Origin of the sequence: Nocardia sp. NPDC051911, from assembly GCF_040681035.1 — a bacterium.
In the GTDB taxonomy this organism is placed as follows: Bacteria; Actinomycetota; Actinomycetes; order Mycobacteriales; family Mycobacteriaceae; genus Nocardia; species Nocardia sichangensis.
In genome coordinates, this window is record NZ_JBFAXY010000016.1 from 80,574 (window position 1) to 99,676 (window position 19,103).

At 70.6% G+C, this 19,103-nt stretch carries 15 protein-coding genes; 12 read left to right on the forward strand and 3 right to left on the reverse strand.

Annotated elements, in window-relative coordinates:
- Positions 1-54: 54 nt before the first annotated feature.
- Together AB0L97_RS20895 and AB0L97_RS20900 are read left to right on the forward strand one after the other, a co-directional pair.
- The gene (locus AB0L97_RS20895) at positions 55-1,632 is read left to right on the forward strand and encodes an FAD-binding oxidoreductase (protein WP_364432099.1); all 1,578 of its coding nucleotides are present in this window, start codon (positions 55-57) and stop codon (positions 1,630-1,632) included.
- Positions 1,629-2,573 carry a diacylglycerol kinase gene (locus AB0L97_RS20900; RefSeq protein ID WP_364431951.1) on the forward strand — a complete coding sequence of 315 codons (945 nt, stop codon included), beginning with the start codon at positions 1,629-1,631 and terminating at the stop codon, positions 2,571-2,573. The genes AB0L97_RS20895 and AB0L97_RS20900 overlap by 4 nt, the downstream gene beginning before the upstream one ends.
- A gap of 27 nt (positions 2,574-2,600) precedes the next feature.
- Here the strand turns inward: AB0L97_RS20900 and AB0L97_RS20905 are convergent, their stop codons facing one another.
- Positions 2,601-3,299, reverse strand: coding sequence for a hypothetical protein (locus tag AB0L97_RS20905; RefSeq protein WP_355072276.1), 699 nt, complete (start codon positions 3,297-3,299; stop codon positions 2,601-2,603).
- Between the two features lie 122 nt (positions 3,300-3,421).
- Positions 3,422-4,015, reverse strand: coding sequence for an XRE family transcriptional regulator (locus tag AB0L97_RS20910; RefSeq protein WP_355072278.1), 594 nt, complete (start codon positions 4,013-4,015; stop codon positions 3,422-3,424).
- A 91-nt stretch (positions 4,016-4,106) separates the two neighbouring features.
- Here AB0L97_RS20910 and AB0L97_RS20915 point away from each other — a divergent pair, with 91 nt between their 5' ends.
- From AB0L97_RS20915 to proB, 10 genes are all read left to right on the forward strand, one after another.
- Positions 4,107-5,033 carry an NAD(P)/FAD-dependent oxidoreductase gene (locus tag AB0L97_RS20915; RefSeq protein ID WP_364431956.1) on the forward strand — a complete coding sequence of 309 codons (927 nt, stop codon included), beginning with the start codon at positions 4,107-4,109 and terminating at the stop codon, positions 5,031-5,033.
- A 300-nt stretch (positions 5,034-5,333) separates the two neighbouring features.
- Complete coding sequence (locus tag AB0L97_RS20920; RefSeq protein WP_364431959.1) at positions 5,334-8,012, forward strand: valine--tRNA ligase; 2,679 nt, start codon at positions 5,334-5,336, stop codon at positions 8,010-8,012.
- 92 nt (positions 8,013-8,104) lie between these two features.
- A complete protein-coding gene (locus AB0L97_RS20925; protein ID WP_364432102.1) occupies positions 8,105-9,475 on the forward strand; it encodes a folylpolyglutamate synthase/dihydrofolate synthase family protein in 1,371 nt (456 codons plus the stop codon).
- 106 nt (positions 9,476-9,581) lie between these two features.
- On the forward strand, positions 9,582-9,998 hold the full coding sequence (locus tag AB0L97_RS20930) for a DUF4233 domain-containing protein (RefSeq protein ID WP_355072284.1): 417 nt from the start codon (positions 9,582-9,584) through the stop codon (positions 9,996-9,998).
- Positions 9,999-10,127: 129 nt separating this feature from the next.
- A complete protein-coding gene (ndk, locus tag AB0L97_RS20935; protein ID WP_355072286.1) occupies positions 10,128-10,544 on the forward strand; it encodes a nucleoside-diphosphate kinase in 417 nt (138 codons plus the stop codon).
- 470 nt (positions 10,545-11,014) lie between these two features.
- Complete coding sequence (locus AB0L97_RS20940; RefSeq protein WP_364431964.1) at positions 11,015-14,251, forward strand: translation initiation factor IF-2 N-terminal domain-containing protein; 3,237 nt, start codon at positions 11,015-11,017, stop codon at positions 14,249-14,251.
- 332 nt (positions 14,252-14,583) lie between these two features.
- The gene (gene rplU / locus AB0L97_RS20945; protein ID WP_039796660.1) at positions 14,584-14,895 is read left to right on the forward strand and encodes a 50S ribosomal protein L21; all 312 of its coding nucleotides are present in this window, start codon (positions 14,584-14,586) and stop codon (positions 14,893-14,895) included.
- A 22-nt stretch (positions 14,896-14,917) separates the two neighbouring features.
- Entirely contained in the window at positions 14,918-15,184 is a 267-nt protein-coding gene (gene rpmA, locus AB0L97_RS20950; protein WP_355072289.1) for a 50S ribosomal protein L27, read from the forward strand.
- Between the two features lie 121 nt (positions 15,185-15,305).
- Positions 15,306-16,760, forward strand: a complete 1,455-nt coding sequence (gene obgE / locus AB0L97_RS20955) for a GTPase ObgE (RefSeq protein ID WP_364431969.1) — start codon at positions 15,306-15,308, stop codon at positions 16,758-16,760.
- A gap of 163 nt (positions 16,761-16,923) precedes the next feature.
- Positions 16,924-18,024, forward strand: a complete 1,101-nt coding sequence (proB, locus tag AB0L97_RS20960; RefSeq protein WP_355072952.1) for a glutamate 5-kinase — start codon at positions 16,924-16,926, stop codon at positions 18,022-18,024.
- A 69-nt stretch (positions 18,025-18,093) separates the two neighbouring features.
- Here the strand turns inward: proB and AB0L97_RS20965 are convergent.
- Positions 18,094-19,103: hypothetical protein (locus AB0L97_RS20965; protein ID WP_364431972.1), on the reverse strand; the 1,010-nt coding region annotated here is incomplete at its 5' end.

The following is a 19,103-nucleotide window of genomic DNA, read 5'->3' on the forward strand; positions in this document are numbered from 1 at the left end:
GCGGGCGATTCGGCTTCCGCGGCAAAGACCGGCGTGAGCGGGTCGGCGGCGAGTATGGTCTGGGATGCCTGGGGAATCCCGGCTGGGCACCAGCCACTTTCGGAGCGGATCCGTGGTCTGCTGACGCAGGTGTTCGGGGTGTCCGGCGATCCGGTGGCGCGCCGCGATGAGGGCGACGTGCCACTGCGCGAATCGGCGTTGACGCCCGCGCGGCGGGCCGGGTTGGTCGAGGTGGTCGGTTCCGGGAACGTGTCGGCCGACCACCGCGATCGGTTGCGGCACGCAGGGGGGAAGAGCACACCCGATCTACTGCGCCGCCGGGCCGAGGGCCCGCAGGACGCGCCGGACGCCGTCGTCTTCCCCGCCGACCACGACGAGGTGCTCGCCGTGCTCGCCTACTGCGCGGCGAACGCCGTCGCGGTGGTGCCGTTCGGCGGCGGCACCAGCGTGGTCGGCGGCGTCGAACCCGTGCGCGGTCGCTTCGACGCCGTCATCGCCCTGGATCTGCGCAGGCTGGACACGATCACCGCGATCGATCCGATCAGCGGCACCGCCACACTGGGCGCGGGACTCACCGGCCCGCGCGCGGAGGAACTGCTCGGCGGGCACGGCTTCTCCCTCGGCCACTTCCCGCAGAGCTTCGAGTTCGCCACCATCGGCGGCTTCGCGGCGACGCGATCCTCTGGCCAGGCTTCGGCGGGCTACGGCCGTTTCGACGACATGGTGCAGCGGCTCGAGATCGCCACGCCCAGTGGCACGCTCGTCCTCGGGCGCGCCCCCGCCTCGGCGGCGGGCCCGGATCTGCGTGAGCTGTTCGTCGGATCGGAGGGCACGCTCGGCGTGATCACCGCGGTCACCTTGCGCGTGCACCCGGTCCCGGAAACCGTCGCCTATCAGGCGTGGTCGTTTCCCGATTTCGCGACCGGCGCCGCAGCGTTGCGCGCGGTGGTGCAGGAGGGTGCGGCGCCGACCGTGCTCCGGCTGTCCGACGAGGCGGAGACCGGGATCAACCTCGCCCGCTCCGGCGATATCGGCGGCAACCCGGTGGCCGGATGTCTGGCCGTCACCACCTACGAGGGCAGTGCCGCGCACGTCGCCGCGCGCAGCGCCGAGGCGGGTGCACTGCTGGCCGCGGCGGGCGGCTCGGCCCTGGGCGAGGCAGCGGCCAGGGAATGGGAGCACGGTCGTTTCGCCGCGCCGTACCTGCGCGACGCGCTCCTGGATGTCGGGGTGCTCTGTGAAACGCTGGAAACCGCCACCACTTGGTCGAATCTGAGCGCGCTGAAGGAGAAGGTGACCGGGGCGCTGACCGATTCGCTCAGTGCGCAGGGGACGCCCCCGCTGGTCATGTGCCACATCTCGCACACCTACCCGACCGGTGCGTCGCTGTACTTCACCGTCGTCGCCAAGCAGTTGGACGACCCGCTGGCGCAGTGGCAGGCCGCCAAACGCGCCGCGGGCGACGCCATCGTCGCGGCGGGCGGCACCATCACCCACCACCACGCGGTGGGCACCGACCACCGCCCCTGGTTGCCGGACGAAGTGGGTGACCTCGGCGTGCGCGTCCTGCGCGCGGTGAAGGCCGAACTCGATCCGGCCGGCATCCTCAATCCGGGAAAGCTGGTGCCGTGACCGAATATTCGCCGGTACGCAAGGTCACCGTGGTGACCAACCCGCGGTCCGGGCACGGTAAGAGCGGCGCGGCGGCGAGCGCCGCGATCGCCCGTCTCCGCGCGGGCGGCGCCGAGGTCGCCGAGGTGTGCGCGCCCTCGGCCGCCGAAACGGTTCGGCAGGTGCGAGATGTCATCGCGGGCGACGCGCCGCCCGATGCCGTGGTCTGCGTCGGCGGCGACGGCTTGATCAACCTGACCCTTCAGGCCGTCGCGGAGACCGGCGTCCCGCTCGGCATGGTTCCTGCGGGCACCGGCAACGACCTGGCCAGGGAACTCGGTGTGCCGACCGACGACCCGCTCGCCGCCGCCGCGCTCGTGCTGCGCGGGCGGACCAGGACGATCGATCTCGGCCGGATCGAGTCGCCCGGCGCGCCGATGTGGTTCGCCACGGTGACCGGCACCGGATTCGACGCGCGAGTCACGCTGCGCGCCAATGAGATGCGCTGGCCGAAAGGCAGGCTGCGCTATACCGTCGCCGCGCTGGCCGAGATCTCCGGGCGCTTCACCGTTCCCTACCGCGTCGAGTTGGTGGACGCGGTGACCGACGGGCTCACCAACCCCGGCATGGGCTCGCTGCTGGAGACCGAGGCGGTCATGGTCGCGGTCGGCAACACCCGCACCTACGGCGGCGGCATGTTGATCTGCCCGGACGCGATCATGGACGACGGACTGCTCGACTTGACGGTGGTCGGCGCGCTGTCGCGGCGGGAGATGCTGCGCTTGCTGCCCGCGCTGTCGGCGGGGAAACGCCAGAATCACCCGGAGGTCAAGCAGTTCCGCGCCGCGGCCGTCACGTTGACCGCCGCGGGCGCGCCCGCCACGGCCGACGGCGAACCGGCGGGCACCCTGCCGCTCACCATCAGGGCCGTCCCGGCGGCACTGACCGTCCTGGTGCCCTGAGGCGCACCGAGGCGGCGGTTTCGCCGGTCAGGCGAAGGTCACGCACCCAAGGCGGTCGACGGCCGCGCGGTCGACGATGACGACCGACCGGGAACCGCGGGCCGCGGGTTCCGTCGCCACCACGCTCATCAATCGCCGCCAGCCGCGCACGTGCAGCCGGAAGGCCACGTGATTGATCCGTCGTCCGCGGCTGTGCTGGCCCGCCCTGGCCACCGGCGCGGGCACATCGAGCAGGAGCAGGTGCAATTCACGTCCCGCCGCCCAGCGCGCGATCAGAACGCGCGCCCACCGGAAGGTGGCGCAGTCGTGGATGACGACCGGGCCGTCGACCTCACGCAGCGCGGCGCGAACAGCGACGAAGTGCGCCACGTGCACCACCGGACGCCACAGCAGGTAGGGCAGCCACCAGAGTCTGGGCCGCCAGCGATTGCGCGCCTGCATCGAGTCGAGCACCAGCACCCCGGCGGGACTGTGCGACGGTGCGGTGGCCGCCGCGTCGGCGCCGAAGAATTTGCGCAAGGCGGTGCTCTTACCCGCGCCGGGGACGCCCGCGACGATCAGCGCCGCCGCGGCGGGGTATCGAATCTCCGCGACCGCGCGACCGCGTAGATCGTGCAGCGCATCCGGGACCAGGATCGGCGGTCGCGGTTCGGGGGCGTGCCCGGGCACGGCTTCCAGCGGGGGGTTCACCTCTCCCAGCGTCCGCAGCCGAGACGGGTTCGGCATCCGGGAAAACCCCCGTTTTTCTTGGTGATTCGCCGAGTGAGATGCGCGTGGGGTGTTCACCCTTCCCAGAGTCCCGAGGTTTCGCCCTTTCGGCAATACTGGACATTTCGGACACTATCGGTTCATGTGGGTTTCCGGCCCGCCGACCGCGCGCGAAGATGCATTCGTTCACCCTGGGACCCGAAAAGGCTGAGAATTTCCACCGGTCCCCGGCCCGCGCTACCGAACCAATGCGGTTGGCGGGTGTCGAATTCCGCGGCCTCGCCGGGGCCGAGCACCAGATCGTGTTCGCCCAGCACCAGCCGGAGTCGTCCGGACAGGACGTAGAGCCACTCGAAACCCTCGTGCACCTTCGGGTCGGGCTCGCCACGCTCGGGCGGGATGATGATCTTGAACGCTTGCAACGGCCCCGGCTGCCGGGTCAGCGGAAGAATGCTGAGCCCGTTCATCTTCCGTGCCGTCGTGTGGACCCGAGGGTCGGCGATCCGCGGTGCGGCCACCAGTTCGTCCAACGGCACCTGGTGGGCCATCGCGATCGGCAGCAGCAGTTCCAGGCTGGCTTTTCGCTGGCCGGACTCGAGCCGCGACAGCGTGCTCTTGGAGATCCCGGTGCTTTCCGCCAGCGCGGTGAGCGTGACGTTGCGTCGAGTCCGCAGCGCTTTGAGTCGCGGACCGATGTCGGCGAGGGCTTGGGCGACGCCTGGTGGTGTGGACATGTCACCAGTGCACCGCGTCGTCCCGGATTTGGCAACAATAGTTGCTGATATGCGCCGAGCCACGGCACTGTGTCGGTGGAGGTGATCGCGGATGAGCGAGACATATGACGTGGTGATCGTGGGTGGCGGTGCGGCGGGGTTGTCCGCGGCGTTGGTCCTGGCCCGGGCGCGGCGGCGGGTCGCGGTGGTCGGAGGCGGCGCGCCGCGCAACGCGCCCGCCGAGCACATGCACGGGTTCCTGTCCCGGGACGGGATGCCACCCGCGCAGTTGCTGGCGGCCGGAGCCGAGGAGGCGGCGGGCTACGGCGCAAAGGTGATCTCCGATGTCGTCGTCGGCGCGGAACGGGTGGGTGAGTCGGAGTTCGTGCTGCGGCCGCGGGGCGGTGCGACGCTGCGGGCGCGCCGCCTGCTGGTCGCGACCGGGCTGCGCGACGAACTGCCGCGGCTGCCCGGAGTGCGCGAACGATGGGGGCGCGACGTGCTGCACTGCCCTTATTGCCACGGCTACGAGGTGCGTGACCAGCCGCTCGGCGTGCTCGGCGGGCGGGAACCCGGCGCATCGGCGCGGGCGGTGCACTTGGCCCTGCTGCTGCCGCAGTGGTCGGACGACGTCATTTTCTTCCCGAACACGATGCCACTGTCAGACGACGACCGCGCTCGCTTGGACGCGCGCGGCGTGCGGGTGCTCGACGGCGAGGTCGCCCGGTTCGTGGTGCAGGACCGGCTGCGCGGTGTGGAGCTGGCCGACGGGCGAGCGGTGCCGAGGACGGCGATGTTCGTCGCGCCGACCTTCCGCGCCAACGACGACGTGCTGGTGGCGCTCGGGTGTGCGTTCGACGACAGCGGCTGGGTGGTGACGGACGCCACCGGGCGCACCAGCGTGGCGGGCGTATGGGCCGCCGGTAATGTGAGCGATCCGGCTGCGCAGGTGATCTCCGCGGCGGGCGCGGGCTCGACCGCCGCGATCGCGATCAACGGCGACTTGGTGTCGGCCGACGTCACCGTGCCGGCCCGATAAGGGGAATATCCGGGGTAGAAAATGCCGGAAGCTGAGAATTGCTTATGGATTCCGAGTCCGGCCTCGGATCGCCGGTAAGCTACTGGCATAGGCGGAGTGTTCGGTGTCCCTCATCCACCGAAGACTCCGCCTTTCTTTGTCTCCGTCGCGAAATACCGCTCCGCGCGATTCGTCCGGAGCGCCCGCGGGCCGATATCCCGCCCGATTTCCACAGCGCTGCCGCCCGGCGGATCCGCGGGTAGCGGCGAGCCGGGTCGACCGACCCGAAGTCGGCGCGGCGACGCGCTCTAGAATCGCGGGGTGACCAGCGCAGCCCCTGACAACACGCGTAATCGTGCCGATGCCCTCCCCAAGAGCTGGACTCCCAGCGAGGTGGAGGCCGAGATGTACGAGCGCTGGGTAGCCGCTGGCTATTTCACCGCCGACACCGGCAGCGGCAAGCCGCCCTACTCGATCGTGCTGCCGCCGCCGAACGTCACCGGCACGCTGCACATGGGCCACGCGCTCGACCACACCTTGATGGACACGCTGTCGCGCCGCAAGCGGATGCAGGGGTACGAGGTGCTCTGGCTGCCCGGCATGGACCACGCGGGCATCGCCACCCAGACCGTGGTGGAGAAGCAGCTCGCGGTGGACGGCAAGACGAAGGAAGACTTCGGCCGCGAACTGTTCGTGCAGAAGGTCTGGGATTGGAAGCGGGAATCCGGCGGCGCCATCCAGTGGCAGATGCGCGCGCTCGGTGACGGCGTCGACTGGAGCCGGGACCGCTTCACGATGGACGAAGGCCTGTCGCGCGCCGTGCAGACGATGTTCAAGCGGCTCTACGACGCGGGCCTGATCTACCGCGCCGAGCGGCTGGTGAACTGGTCGCCCGAATTGCGCACCGCGATCTCCGACATCGAGGTCAAGTACGAGGACGTGGAAGGCGAGCTGGTCTCGCTGCGCTACGGCTCGCTCCGCGACGACGAACCGCACGTCGTCGTCGCCACCACCCGGGTGGAGACCATGCTCGGCGACACGGCGGTGGCCGTGCATCCGGAGGACCCGCGCTACCGGGCGCTGATCGGCACGACCCTGGAGCATCCGATCACCGGACGGCAGATCCCGATCATCGCCGACGACTACGTCGATCCCGAATTCGGCTCCGGCGCGGTGAAGATCACACCGGCGCACGACCCCAACGACTTCGAGATGGGTCTGCGGCACGCGCTGCCGATGCCGACGATCATGGACGAGCGCGGCCGGATCACCGGCACCGGAACCGAATTCGACGGCATGGACCGCTTCGAGGCCCGCGTCAAGGTGCGCGAGCGGCTCACGCGAGAAGGCCGCGTGGTCGCCGAGAAGCGGCCGTACCTGCACTCCGTGGGGCACTCCGAGCGCACCGGCGAGCCGATCGAGCCGCGCCTGTCCATGCAGTGGTGGGTGAAGGTCGAGTCGCTGGCCAAGGCCGCAGGCGACGCCGTGCGCAGCGGCGACACCGTGATCCACCCCAAGAGCCAGGAGCCGCGCTGGTTCGGCTGGGTCGACGACATGCACGACTGGTGCATCTCGCGTCAGCTGTGGTGGGGCCACCGCATCCCGATCTGGTACGGCCCCGAGGGCGAAGTGGTGTGCGTCGGGCCCGACGAGCAGGCGCCCGAGGGCTGGGTGCAGGACCCGGACGTCCTCGACACCTGGTTCTCCTCCGGCCTGTGGCCGTTCTCCACGATGGGCTGGCCGCACGCCACCGCCGAACTCGAGAAGTTCTATCCCACAAGCGTGCTCGTCACCGGCTACGACATCCTGTTCTTCTGGGTGGCGCGGATGATGATGTTCGGCACCTACGTCGCCGAGGACGCCGTGCTGACCACGGGCAAGGGCGGCGCGCGGCAGGTGCCGTTCAAGGACGTGTTCCTGCACGGCCTGATCCGCGACCAGTTCGGCAAGAAGATGTCCAAGTCGCGCGGCAACGGCATCGACCCGCTGGACTGGATCAACGCCTTCGGCGCCGACGCCACGCGCTTCACCCTCGCACGCGGCGCGCAGCCCGGCGGCGACCTCTCGGTCGGCGAGCCGCATGTGCTCGCCTCGCGCAGTTTCGTGACCAAGGTGTTCAATGCGACGAAGTTCGCGCTGATGAACGGCGCGCGGGTAGGCGACCTGCCCGATCGCCCACAGCTCACCGACGCCGATCGCTGGATCCTGGACCGGCTGGACGCGGTGCGCGCCGAAGCGGACGCCGCGTTCGACGCCTACGAGTTCGGCAAGGCGTGCGAGGCGCTCTACCACTTCGCCTGGGACGAGCTGTGCGACTGGTACCTCGAGCTGGCCAAGGTGCAGTTCGCCGCCGACGGCGCGCGGGCGGAAGCGACCCGGTTGGTGCTCGGTACCGTGCTCGACGCGGTGCTGCGCCTGCTGCACCCCGTCGTGCCGTTCGTCACCGAGGCGTTGTGGCAGGCGCTGACCGGCGGCGAGTCGATCGTGATCGCGCCGTGGCCGCAGGCCTCCGGGGTGCCCGTTGACCAGGAGGCGGCGCAACGTATCTCCGACACTCAGCGGTTGATCACGGAGATCCGGCGGTTCCGCAGCGACCAGGGCTTGGCGGACAAGCAGAAGGTCGCGGCCAAGCTGATCGGGGTCGGCGAGGCGGGGCTCGGCGAGCAGGCGGCGTCGGTCGCCAACCTGGCGCGGCTCACCGAGCCGGACGCGGGCTTCGCCGCGACCGCGTCGGTGGAGGTCCGCCTGAGCGCCGGGACGGTCACCGTGGAGCTGGACACCTCGGGCGCGGTCGACCTGGACGCCGAGCGCCGCAGGCTGGAGAAGGATCTGGCCGCCGCGCAGAAGGAACTCCATGGCACCGCCGCCAAGCTCGGCAACGAGGCGTTCTTGGCCAAGGCGCCCGACCACGTGGTCGAGAAGATCCGCGGCAGGCAGCAGGTCGCCGCGGACGAGGTGGCGCGCATCGGGGCCCGACTGGCGGAGTTGAGCGGCAAGTGAACCACGAGCCGGAACCGCAATACGGCGACGACGAGGGCCGTGGCGGCGGAGCGCGGCTCGGCTCCGGTCCGTCGCCGGTGGAACTGGCCGAGATGGCGCTGGTCGAGGCGGAACTCGACCAGCGCTGGCCGGAGACCAAGATCGAACCGTCGCTCACCAGGATCGCCACGCTGATGGATCTGCTCGGCTCGCCGCAGCAGAACTATCCGGCGATCCACATCGCGGGCACCAACGGCAAGACCTCGGTGACCAGGATGATCGACGCGCTGCTCACCGCACTGCATCGGCGCACCGGCCGGATCACCAGTCCGCATCTGCAGCTGGCCACCGAGCGGATCAGCATCGACAACGCGCCGATCACCCCGGCGAGGTATGTGGAGATCTATCGCGAACTGCTGCCGTTCGTCGAGATGATCGACAAGCAGTCGGCGGCCGCGGGCGGGCCCGCGATGAGCAAGTTCGAGGTGCTCACCGGCATGGCCTACACCGCCTTCGCCGAGGCGCCGGTCGATGTCGCGGTCGTCGAGACGGGAATGGGCGGCACCTGGGACGCCACCAACGTCATCGACGGGCAGGTGGCGGTGATCACGCCGATCGGCCTGGACCATACCGATTACCTGGGTCCGGACCTGGCCTCGATCGCGGGGGAGAAGGCCGGGATCATCAAGCGCGCCCCGGAGAGCCTGGTGCCGCGCGACAACGTCGCGGTGATCGCGCAGCAGGAACCCGAGGCGATGGAGGTGCTGCTGCGCCGTGCCGTCGAGGTGGACGCCGCGGTCGCGCGCGAGGGCTCGGAGTTCCGCGTGCTCGCCCGGCAGATCGCGGTGGGCGGGCAGCAACTCGAGTTGCAGGGCCTGGGCGGGGTGTACGACGAGATCTTCCTGCCGTTGCACGGCGAGCATCAAGCGCGCAACGCGGTGCTCGCGCTCGCGGCGGTGGAGGCTTTCTTCGGTGCGGGCGCGCAGCGCAGGCTCGACATCGACGCCGTGCGCGCGGGCTTCGCGAGCGTCATCAGTCCCGGGCGGATGGAGCGGATGCGCAGCGCGCCCACCATCTTCATCGACGCCGCGCACAATCCGGCGGGCGCGCGGGCGCTGGCCGCGGCGCTGACCGACGAATTCGACTTCCGCAAGTTGGTCGGCGTGGTCGCGGTGCTCGGTGACAAGGACGCCGACGGCATCCTCACCGCGCTGGAGCCGGTGTTCGACGAGATCGTCGTCACCAGCAACGGGTCGCCCCGCGCGCTGGACGTGGAGACCCTCGCCGACCTCGCGGTCCAGCGGTTCGGCGACGAGCGCGTGGTATCCGCCGCCACCCTGCCCGACGCGCTGGAGACCGCGATCGCGATCGCCGAGGAAGTGGGCGACGCGGGCGAGATGGTGTCCGGCGCGGGAGTGATCATCACGGGATCGGTCGTCACAGCGGGCGCGGCTCGCGCGCTGTTCGGAAAGGACCCGGCGTGAGCGGCAGGTGCGTGCACCGCGGCCCACTGGACCATCGTGGGACCGGGAACCACCGCATGAGCGCCGGTCACCGCACGAGCCCGGCGGATGCCGAGGAGGGCACAGCATGAGCGAACCGGCCGAACGAGACGAGCAGTCGGTGCCCGCGCCCGCGACCGACCCGTGGAAGGGCTTCCGCGGGGTGATGGCGGGCACGCTGGTGCTCGAGGCGATCGTGGTGTTGCTCGCGTTGCCGGTGGTTGCCGACGTCGGCGGCGGCGTGACCTGGTTGTCCGGCACCTATCTCGTGGTGCTCGCGGTGGTGATGTTCCTCGGGGCCGGGTTGCAGCGGCGGTCCTGGGCGCTGCCGTTCAACCTCGGGTTGCAGGTCCTGGTGCTGCTCGGCGCGTTCATCCATGTGTCCATCGGCGTCATCGGTGTGGTGTTCGCCGTGGTCTGGGGCTTCATCCTGGTGCTGCGCGCCGACGTGCGCGGCCGGATGGAGAAAGGGCTGCTGCCGAGCCAGCGCATCCAGCGGTCGTAGCCGCAGGGCCGCCAAGGACGCTGCCGGTCGCACTTTTTCCGGCGGAGGTCTCCCTGCCGAGCGCCCGGGAAGCCGATCAGCCCGACCGCTGGTGCGGTGCCCGGAAGTATGCCGGATAGGCTGTGCGCCGTGACTGAGCAGACGTTGGTACTCATCAAGCCGGACGGTGTGGCCCGTGGCCTTGTCGGCGAGGTGCTGGCACGGATCGAGCGCAAGGGCCTGAAGATCGTCGCCCTGGAGCTGAAGCACGTGTCGGAGGAACTGGCCAAGGGCCACTACGCCGAGCACGCCGAGAAGCCGTTCTTCGGGTCCCTGATCGAGTTCATCACCTCGGGCCCGGTCGTCGCGGCCATCTTGGAGGGCCCGCGCGCCATCGCCGCGTTCCGCCAGATCGCCGGCGGCACCGACCCGGTCGAAAAGGCCGTGCCCGGCAGCATTCGCGGAGACTTCGCTCTGGAGACCCAGGAGAACCTGGTCCACGGCTCCGATTCACCCGAATCGGCCAAGCGGGAGATCGCCCTCTGGTTCCCCGAACTGCCCGCCTGACCGAGTCTCGATCGTCGTGCCCGCGCCGCCGCGAGACCCGCGTTCGCGCCGCGGGCGGGACCGAGTCGAGCGCCGATGGCGAACGCCCGGCGCGCGGTATGGGATACTGGCATCGGCTGCTTTCGACGCCGACTGTTCGTGCAGGTGCGCGAACGAAACGTGACGAGGGCAGCCGGATGACACCACGGTTCGATGCCGATCATCGCTGCCATGGACAAACGGCCTGGTCACCGGGTCCGCTGTTCGTGTAGGCACGCTGGATGAGCGCTCGCGCCGCGGAGTTCAGCCATACAGCCAGGCGCCGCGTGACCAGTTAGCCCGACCGACGCACAACCGAGGAGATAACCGGGCACGCGGGGCGAGACCACTTGATCTCGCGCCCACCGGGTGCGAGTCGAACGGACAGCGCCCCCGCGTCGGCCGCGTCACTCCCGCCGGGAGGGACGCGCCCGGGGGCCCGAGGAGACTTCGTGGCCGATCAAGAGCCGCTGGAAACAACATCACAGGATGCCGAACAATTGCCGGAGCGAATCCGAGTTCACGCACTCGCCAAGCTGCTGGGGGTGACGAGCAAGCGCATCCTGGCCAAGCTCACCGAGATGGGGGCGGACGCGCGCAGCGCCCAGTCGAACGTCGACCGAGCCGTCGCGGAGTCCGTGCGCGACGCCTTGGTGACGGTCGAGGCGGACGCCGCAGCCGAGCAGCCCGCCGCCGGGCCGGGAGACGCCTCCGTACCGGCGCAGCCGGAGGAAGGCGCGCCCACTCGGGCGCCCGTGGCCGAGCAACCGGCGCCGGAACAGCCGACGCCCGCGGCCGAACGACCCGCGCCTGCCACGGAACCACCGGCACCCGCCGGTGACGTTCCGTTCTCCGGTGCGGGCGTCATCTTCTCCGCGCCGGACACGGTGTCCACCGCGCAGCCGCCGCTCAGCGCGCCGGCCAACCACACGCACCTGTTCACGCACTCGGTGCGGCCGGAACCGGAGCCGGTGACTCCCGCGGTGTTCGAGGCCGCCGCCGTCGTGCAGGCGCCGCTGTTCCTGTCGCCGGACGCCGCGGCCGCCGAGGAGGCGCGCAAACAGCGCCGCGCCGAGCGTGCGGGCCGCCGCGCCGACGAGCAGGCACCCGAGCCCGTCGAGGACGAGACCGAGGTCACCGAGGACGAGCGCGAGTCGTCCGATCAGCACGGCGACGCCGACCAGCCGCGGCGCCGTCGCCGTGGCCGCCGGGGGCGCGGTCGCGGCCGGGGCGAGCAGCAGTCCGATGGCGACGGCGAGGGCGAGGACACCGAGACCGACGACGAGTCGGCTCCCGCAGCCGCCGAGTCCGCCGAAGCCACCGATGCGGCGGAATCCGCCGAGACCGCCGAGGGCGAAGGTGAGGACGAGGACGGCGTGCCGGAAGGCTCGAGCCGCCGTCGCCGTCGCCGCCGTCGGCGCAAGGTGGCCGGTGACTCGGGCGAGAACGAGCCCGCCGACGACGATCCGCCGAACACGGTCGTGCACGAGCGCGAGCCGCGCAACAAGAGCCGCGGCCGCGTCGCGGTCGACGAGGTCCAGGGCATCACCGGCTCCACCCGGCTGGAAGCCAAGCGGCAGCGCCGTCGCGACGGGCGCGAGGCGGGCCGTCGCCGCCCGCCGATCCTGACCGAGTCGGAGTTCCTGGCCCGGCGCGAAGCGGTGGACCGCGTGATGGTCGTGCGCGAGAAGTCCTTCCCGGATCACCCCACCGCGACGCAGGTGGCCGTGCTCGAGGACAACGTCCTGGTCGAGCACTTCGTGACGAGCACAGGTTCCGCGTCCATGGTGGGCAACGTCTACCTGGGCAAGGTGCAGAACGTGCTGCCCAGCATGGAGGCCGCTTTCGTCGACATCGGCCGCGGCCGCAACGGCGTGCTGTACGCCGGTGAGGTCAACTGGGAGGCCGCCGGGCTCGGCGGCAAGGAGCGCAAGATCGAGCAGGCGCTCAAGCCGGGCGACCAGGTGCTGGTCCAAGTGAGCAAGGACCCGGTCGGCCACAAGGGCGCCCGGCTGACCACACAGATCAGCCTGGCCGGGCGCTTCCTGGTGTACGTGCCCGGCGGCACCTCCACCGGGATCAGCCGCAAGCTGCCGGACACCGAGCGCAAGCGCCTCAAGGAGATCCTGCGCGACATCGTGCCCGCCGACGCCGGTGTCATCATCCGCACCGCCTCCGAAGGCGTCAGCGAGACCGAACTGGCCCGCGACGTGGAGCGGCTGCAGGCGACCTGGCGCACCATCCAGGAGCAGACCGGCAAGGACGGCAACGCGCCCAAGACGCTCTACGAAGAGCCCGACCTGTTGGTCAAGGTCATCCGCGACCTGTTCAACGAGGACTTCTCCAAGCTGGTCATCGAGGGTGACCGGGCCTGGAGCACAGTGGAGAAGTACATCGGCACCGTCGCGCCGGACCTGCTCGCCAGGGTCTCCCGGCACGAGAACAACGGCGTCGACGTGTTCGAGACCTACCGGATCGACGAACAGCTGTCCAAGGCGCTCGATCGCAAGGTGTGGCTGCCGTCGGGCGGCACCCTGGTGATCGACCGCACCGAGGCCATGACGGTGATCGACGTGAACACCGGCAAGTTCACCGGCGCGGGCGGCAGCAACCTGGAGGAGACGGTCACCAGGAACAACCTGGAGGCGGCCGAGGAGATCGTGCGCCAGATGCGGCTGCGCGACATCGGCGGCATGATCGTCGTCGACTTCATCGACATGGTGCTGGAGTCCAACCGCGATCTGGTGCTGCGCCGCCTGACCGAGGCGCTGGGCCGGGACCGCACCCGCCACCAGGTCTCCGAGGTCACCTCGCTGGGCCTGGTCCAGATGACCCGCAAGAAGCTGGGCACCGGCCTGGTCGAGGCGTTCTCCACCACCTGCGAGCACTGCCACGGACGCGGCATCCTCGTGCACAGCTACCCGGTGGAGCCCGGCTCCGGTGAAGAGCCGGCCGCGCGCACCCGCGAGAGCGGTTCGCGCAGGCGTCGAGGCCGGGACAAGGCTGCCGCGGCGGCTCCCCAGCCTGCCAACGGGTCCGGTCCCGCGGCCGAACCCACCGAGGACGACGCGGCCGTCAAACGGGCGCATCCGGTGGCGCTGGCGATGGCCGCGCACCAGTCCGAGGAGGCGCCGGAAGCGACCGCGGACACGTTCGCCGAGCCGCGGGTCGCGGACACGGCCGAGGCCGCCGTCGCGGACGAGGCCGCCGAAGAGCACGTCGTCACGGAGACCGTCGAGGCCGCGGTCGCGGTGCCCGCCGAGGAGCCGGAGACCGAGCCCGCCGAAGTGGTCGAGGTCGTCGAGCAAGTCGAAAAGGTCGAGTCGGCACCGGCGGAAGAGCCCGTCTCCGAGCCCGTCGGTGCGTCCGTCTCGGATGCCGCGCCGCAGCCGGTCGCCGACACCGTCGCGGCTGCCGATCCCGTCGCGACGACCGAGAACGGTGCCGCCGCCAACGGGGTCGCCGAGCCGGGCCCGAGCCGTCCGGCTCGTCGCCGGCGGGTTGCCCGTTCGGCCGCCGCGCCCGCCGCGGACAGCTCCGGAGCGGTGTTCGTGCTGCCCACCGGAGACCAGGCGCCCGCGCCCGCGGTCGACTACTCCCAGCCCGAGCCGGTCGAGGTGCCGCAGCGCAACCGGCCGCGCAGGCGGTCGGTCGGCCGCCCGGCAGGCGCGCCGGACGCCGCGAACTGAGTTCTCGCCGACACCACTGTGGCCCCCGCCGGTCCTTCCGGTCGGGGGCCACAGGCGTTCCCGTAGCGAACGCGTGGCAGGGCCGCGGTGCGCGGGTGAACGCCGGTTTGGTCGTCGCGGTAGCCGTCCTGTAATCTTGGACAGTCGCTGCCCGGTGACAACATGTTTTGTCTTCGTGGCCCGGTTCTCGCCAGTTCGATACCGAGAGCCACCAGGTGCCGAGGCGGTGGCGATTACCAGACCAGTCGTGTGGCGGTTTCCGGTGGATTCAGACCGGAGGTGTCGCCGCGTGAACGAGTGCCGAGCACTATAGGAAGAAGGGCAGCCGACCGATGGCAACGTACGCGATCGTCAAGACCGGCGGAAAGCAGTACAAGGTCGCGGTCGGTGACCTGGTGAAGGTCGAGAAGATCGAGGGTGCGCCGGGTACCGCCGTGGCGCTGGATCCGGTTCTCGTCGTCGATGGCGCCGAGCTGACCACCGACGCCGACAAGCTGGCCAAGGTTTCCGTGGCCGCCGAGGTGGTCGAGCAGACCAAGGGCCCGAAGATCCGCATCCACAAGTTCAAGAACAAGACCGGCTACCACAAGCGCCAGGGACACCGTCAGCCGCTGACGGTCCTGAAGGTCACCGGCATCAAGTAAGACATCCCGAGGAGAACCAGCTATGGCACACAAGAAGGGTGCGTCCAGCTCCCGGAACGGACGCGATTCCAACGCCCAGCGACTCGGCGTCAAGCGCTTCGGCGGCCAGTCGGTCAAGGCGGGCGAGATCCTGGTGCGTCAGCGCGGCACCCACTTCCACCCCGGCGTGAACGTCGGCCGTGGCGGTGACGACACCCTGTTCGCCCTGGCGGCGGGCGCGGTGGAGTTCGGCACCAAGCGTGGACGCAAGACCGTCAACATCGTGACCCCGGAGCCGGTTCAGGCCTGACCGCCGAACCACTTCCGGATAACAGCGAGCGGGTCAGGGTCTCGGAACCCTGGCCCGTTTTTCGTGTTCGCGAACGAGCAGCCCTCAGTACGACCAGTCCCGAAGGAGGATGATTCGGCGTATGTCCAAGTTCATCGACCGTGTCGTACTGCATGTGCGTGCGGGTAAAGGCGGCCACGGATGTGCCTCGGTGCACCGCGAGAAGTTCAAGCCGCTCGGCGGGCCGGACGGCGGTAACGGCGGCAACGGCGGAGACGTCATCCTCGAGGTCGACTCCAACGTGCACACCCTGCTGGACTTCCACTTTCACCCGCACGCGAAGGCGGGCAACGGCAAGCCGGGCGAAGGCGGCAACCGCGACGGCAAGCAGGGCGTCGACCTGGTGCTGAAGGTGCCCGACGGCACCGTGGTGCTCGACGACGACGGCAAAGTGCTCGTCGACCTGGTCGGTACCGGCAACCGCTTCATCGTCGCCCGCGGCGGCCGCGGCGGACTCGGCAACGCCTCGCTGGCGTCGAAGGCCCGCAAAGCGCCGGGTTTCGCGCTGCTCGGCGAGGACGGCGAAGAACTCGACTTGGTGCTCGAACTGAAGTCGGTCGCCGACGTCGGGCTCGTCGGCTTCCCTTCGGCGGGCAAGTCCTCGCTGGTCTCGGTGCTCTCGGCGGCCAAGCCGAAGATCGCCGACTATCCGTTCACCACGCTGGTACCCAATCTCGGCGTCGTCGCCAGCGGTGAGACCACCTTCACGATCGCCGATGTGCCCGGACTGATCCCGGGCGCGAGCGAGGGCCGCGGACTCGGGCTGGACTTCCTGCGGCACCTGGAGCGCTGCGCGGTGCTCGCCCATGTGGTGGACTGCGCCACGCTGGAGCCGGGCCGCGACCCCGTGTCCGATGTCGACGCGCTCGAAGCCGAACTCGCCGCCTACCAGCCGGCGCTGAGCGCGGACGCCGGGCTCGGTGATCTGGCCGACCGCCCACGCGTGGTGATCTTGAACAAGATCGATGTACCCGATGCGGCCGAACTGGCCGAGATGGTGACCGCGGAGTTCACCGAACGCGGCTGGCCGGTGTTCGAGATCTCCGCCGTGAGCCACGTGGGCCTGCGTCCGTTGACCTTCGCCCTCGCGGATCTGGTGCGCCGGTACCGCGAGGAGCATCCGCGGGCAGCGCCGAAGCGCCCGGTCATCCGCCCGATCGCGGTCGACGAGACCGGATTCGGCGTGCTCGCCGACCCGGAGGAGCCGGGCGGCTTCATCGTGCGCGGTACCCGGCCGGAGCGCTGGGTGCGGCAGACCCAATTCGACAACGACGAGGCCGTCGGCTACCTGGCCGACCGTCTGGCGCGCCTGGGCGTGGAAGACGAACTGGTGCGGCTGGGCGCGGAGCCGGGAGCGCCGGTGACCATCGGCGACGTGACGTTCGACTGGGAGCCGCAGATCTCGGCTGGCATCGACATGGTGCCCACCGGGCGCGGCACCGACATCCGGCTGGAACAGACCGACCGGGTCAGCGCGGCCGAGCGCAAGCACGCGTCCCGGGTGCGACGCGGTCTGGTACAGGAAGACGAGGAGTAGACGTGGACCACGGTCGAGTCGCCGTGCGCCCTCGGTGGGCGCCGTGTCCGGCGGACTCGATCGTTCGCGGCTGGGTCCCGACTACCGTGGATTCGATTGTGGTGCAGGGAGTTCGGTGGGGATGCGGGTGAGGTCTATCAGCGCCGAGGCGGATTCCTCGGGCCTGAGCGAGGCGCGGTTGGCGATCGCGGCGGCGCGCCGCGTCGTGGTGAAGATCGGTTCGTCCGCGCTGACCAGCTTGAAAGGCGGCCTGGATACCGCGCGGCTGGATCGGCTGGCCGACGCGGTGGAGGCTCGGATGCGCGCCGGATCCGATGTGGTGGTCGTATCCTCGGGCGCCATCGGCGCCGGCATCGCGCCGCTGGGCTTGACCAGCCGTCCGCGTGACCTGGCGACCAAGCAGGCCGCGGCGAGCGTCGGGCAGCTGGCCCTGGCGCATGCCTGGGGCACGTCGTTCGCCCGCTACGACCGCACGGTCGGGCAGGTGCTCCTGAGCGCCGACGACTTTTCCCGGCGTGAGCACCACCGCAACGCGCAGCGCACCCTCGATCGCCTGCGCTCGCTGGGCGCGGTGGCGGTGGTGAACGAGAACGACACGGTCGCGACGGAGGAGATCCGCTTCGGCGACAACGACCGGCTCGCCGCGCTCGTCGCCCACCTCGTCGGCGCCGACGCACTTGTGCTGCTGTCGGACGTGGCGGGCCTCTACGACGGTGACCCGCGCAAGGGTGCGGCCACGCTGATTCCCGAGGTGCGCAGCAGTGCCGACCTGGACGGCGTCATCGCGGGCAGCGGCGGCGCGCTCGGCACCGGCGGCATGGCGTCCAAGTTGTCGGCGGCGCGCCTGGCCGCGGACGCGGGCGTGCCGGTTCTGCTCGCCGCCGCTTCGTCGGCGGCTACCGCGTTGTCCACCGGCACCGTCGGCACCGCGTTCGCCGCGCGGCCGGTGCGGTTGTCCGCCCGCAAGTTCTGGGTCCGGCACGCCGCGGACAGCCGCGGCACGCTGCTCATCGATGACGGCGCGGTCCAAGCGGTGGCGCACCGCCGCAGGTCGCTGCTCGCGGCCGGGATCGTGGGCGTCCGTGGCCGCTTCTACGGCGGCGACGTGGTCGATCTGGTGGCTCCGGACAATCGCGTTGTCGCGCGGGGCGTCGTCGAATACGACAGCACCGAACTGGCGGGCATGCTCGGCCGCTCCACCGCCGAACTCCCCGACACGATGCAGCGTCCCGTCATCCACGCCGACGACCTAGTGAAGGTCTGATCAGGCACCGTTCGACAGGTCACCGGTACGACCGAGCGACTGACCCGGGAGCCGGGACGGCGGGTCGCTTCAGTCCCAATAGTTGAAGAGCGCGTCGCGGACGGTCTGTGGTCTCCAATACCGGACATCGTCTCGGTCCAGTTCGGGCCAGGCTGCCGCATCGAACGGCTGGGCGAGTTCGGCCGTTGTGAGTAGTTCGAACCCTGATTGTTCGGCCAGAGCAGCGACCAGGTCAGGAGCCTCGATGAATGTGAGGGGCCCGGACTCGATCGCCGCGTCATCGAAATCGATCACCCGGGGGTCGGCGACCGCCAGCACCGCGGAATCGCGCAGCGCGACCACCGCGACGAGATGGTCGTGGTAGGCGATGACTCCTTGGTGGAAGTTCGGGGTCGCATTCCCTGCCAGACGGAACTCGATCACGGTGCCGCCGGTGCGGCGAGCAGCCTCGTCGAGGTGCCCGACCGCCACAAGGAGCGCTGCCGACGGTTTCCGAGGTACCGGGGTGTGGCTCGTGTTGCGGAGACTCCGGTGACGGGCCGTCAGGACGGGACGACGCCAGGTTGGTTGGTCGTCGGAATCTGCTGCTGGCTGCCGTCCACCGGCCCGGTGACGCCCGGCTGGCCGTTCGGGTCGGGCATCGGTACGGCTGGAACGGGAGCCGGTGCCGGTGCCTGCGGCGGGCTCGGCGGCAGCGCAGGGGCTGGGGCCGGGGTTGCGGGTGGCGGCGCGGACGAACTCGGCGGCTGCGTCGGTTCCGGGGTCGGAGGTGGGGGTGGTGGGCTCGGCGGCGGAGGTGGCGCGGATGAACTCGGCGGTTGCGTCGGTTCGGTAGTCGCCGGGGGAGGGGCCGACGAACTCGGCGGTTGCGTTGGCGCCGGGGTCTGTGGCGACGGAGCGGGACTCGGCGGCGCGGTCGTGGACGGCGCCTGCTGTGTCGGCTCGGGTGTCGGCGTGGGCTGTGGCGTCTGCGTGGACGGCGCTTGCTGTGTCGGCTCGGGTGTCGGCGTGGGCTGTGGCGTCTGCGTGGACGGCGCTTGCTGTGTCGGCTCGGGTGTCGGCGTGGGCTGTGGCGTCTG

What these genes read in the sequence shown, in the direction of transcription:
- AB0L97_RS20930 (WP_355072284.1), top strand. Translation starts at nt 9,582, where the DNA reads ATGAGCGAACCGGCCGAACGAGACGAGCAGTCGGTGCCCGCGCCCGCG.
- rplU (WP_039796660.1), top strand. Translation starts at nt 14,584, where the DNA reads ATGGCAACGTACGCGATCGTCAAGACCGGCGGAAAGCAGTACAAGGTC.
- AB0L97_RS20905 (WP_355072276.1), bottom strand. Translation starts at nt 3,299, where the DNA reads ATGCCGAACCCGTCTCGGCTGCGGACGCTGGGAGAGGTGAACCCCCCG.
- AB0L97_RS20895 (WP_364432099.1), top strand. Translation starts at nt 55, where the DNA reads ATGGTCTGGGATGCCTGGGGAATCCCGGCTGGGCACCAGCCACTTTCG.
- obgE (WP_364431969.1), top strand. Translation starts at nt 15,306, where the DNA reads ATGTCCAAGTTCATCGACCGTGTCGTACTGCATGTGCGTGCGGGTAAA.
- AB0L97_RS20925 (WP_364432102.1), top strand. Translation starts at nt 8,105, where the DNA reads ATGGCGCTGGTCGAGGCGGAACTCGACCAGCGCTGGCCGGAGACCAAG.
- rpmA (WP_355072289.1), top strand. Translation starts at nt 14,918, where the DNA reads ATGGCACACAAGAAGGGTGCGTCCAGCTCCCGGAACGGACGCGATTCC.
- AB0L97_RS20910 (WP_355072278.1), bottom strand. Translation starts at nt 4,015, where the DNA reads ATGTCCACACCACCAGGCGTCGCCCAAGCCCTCGCCGACATCGGTCCG.
- AB0L97_RS20915 (WP_364431956.1), top strand. Translation starts at nt 4,107, where the DNA reads ATGAGCGAGACATATGACGTGGTGATCGTGGGTGGCGGTGCGGCGGGG.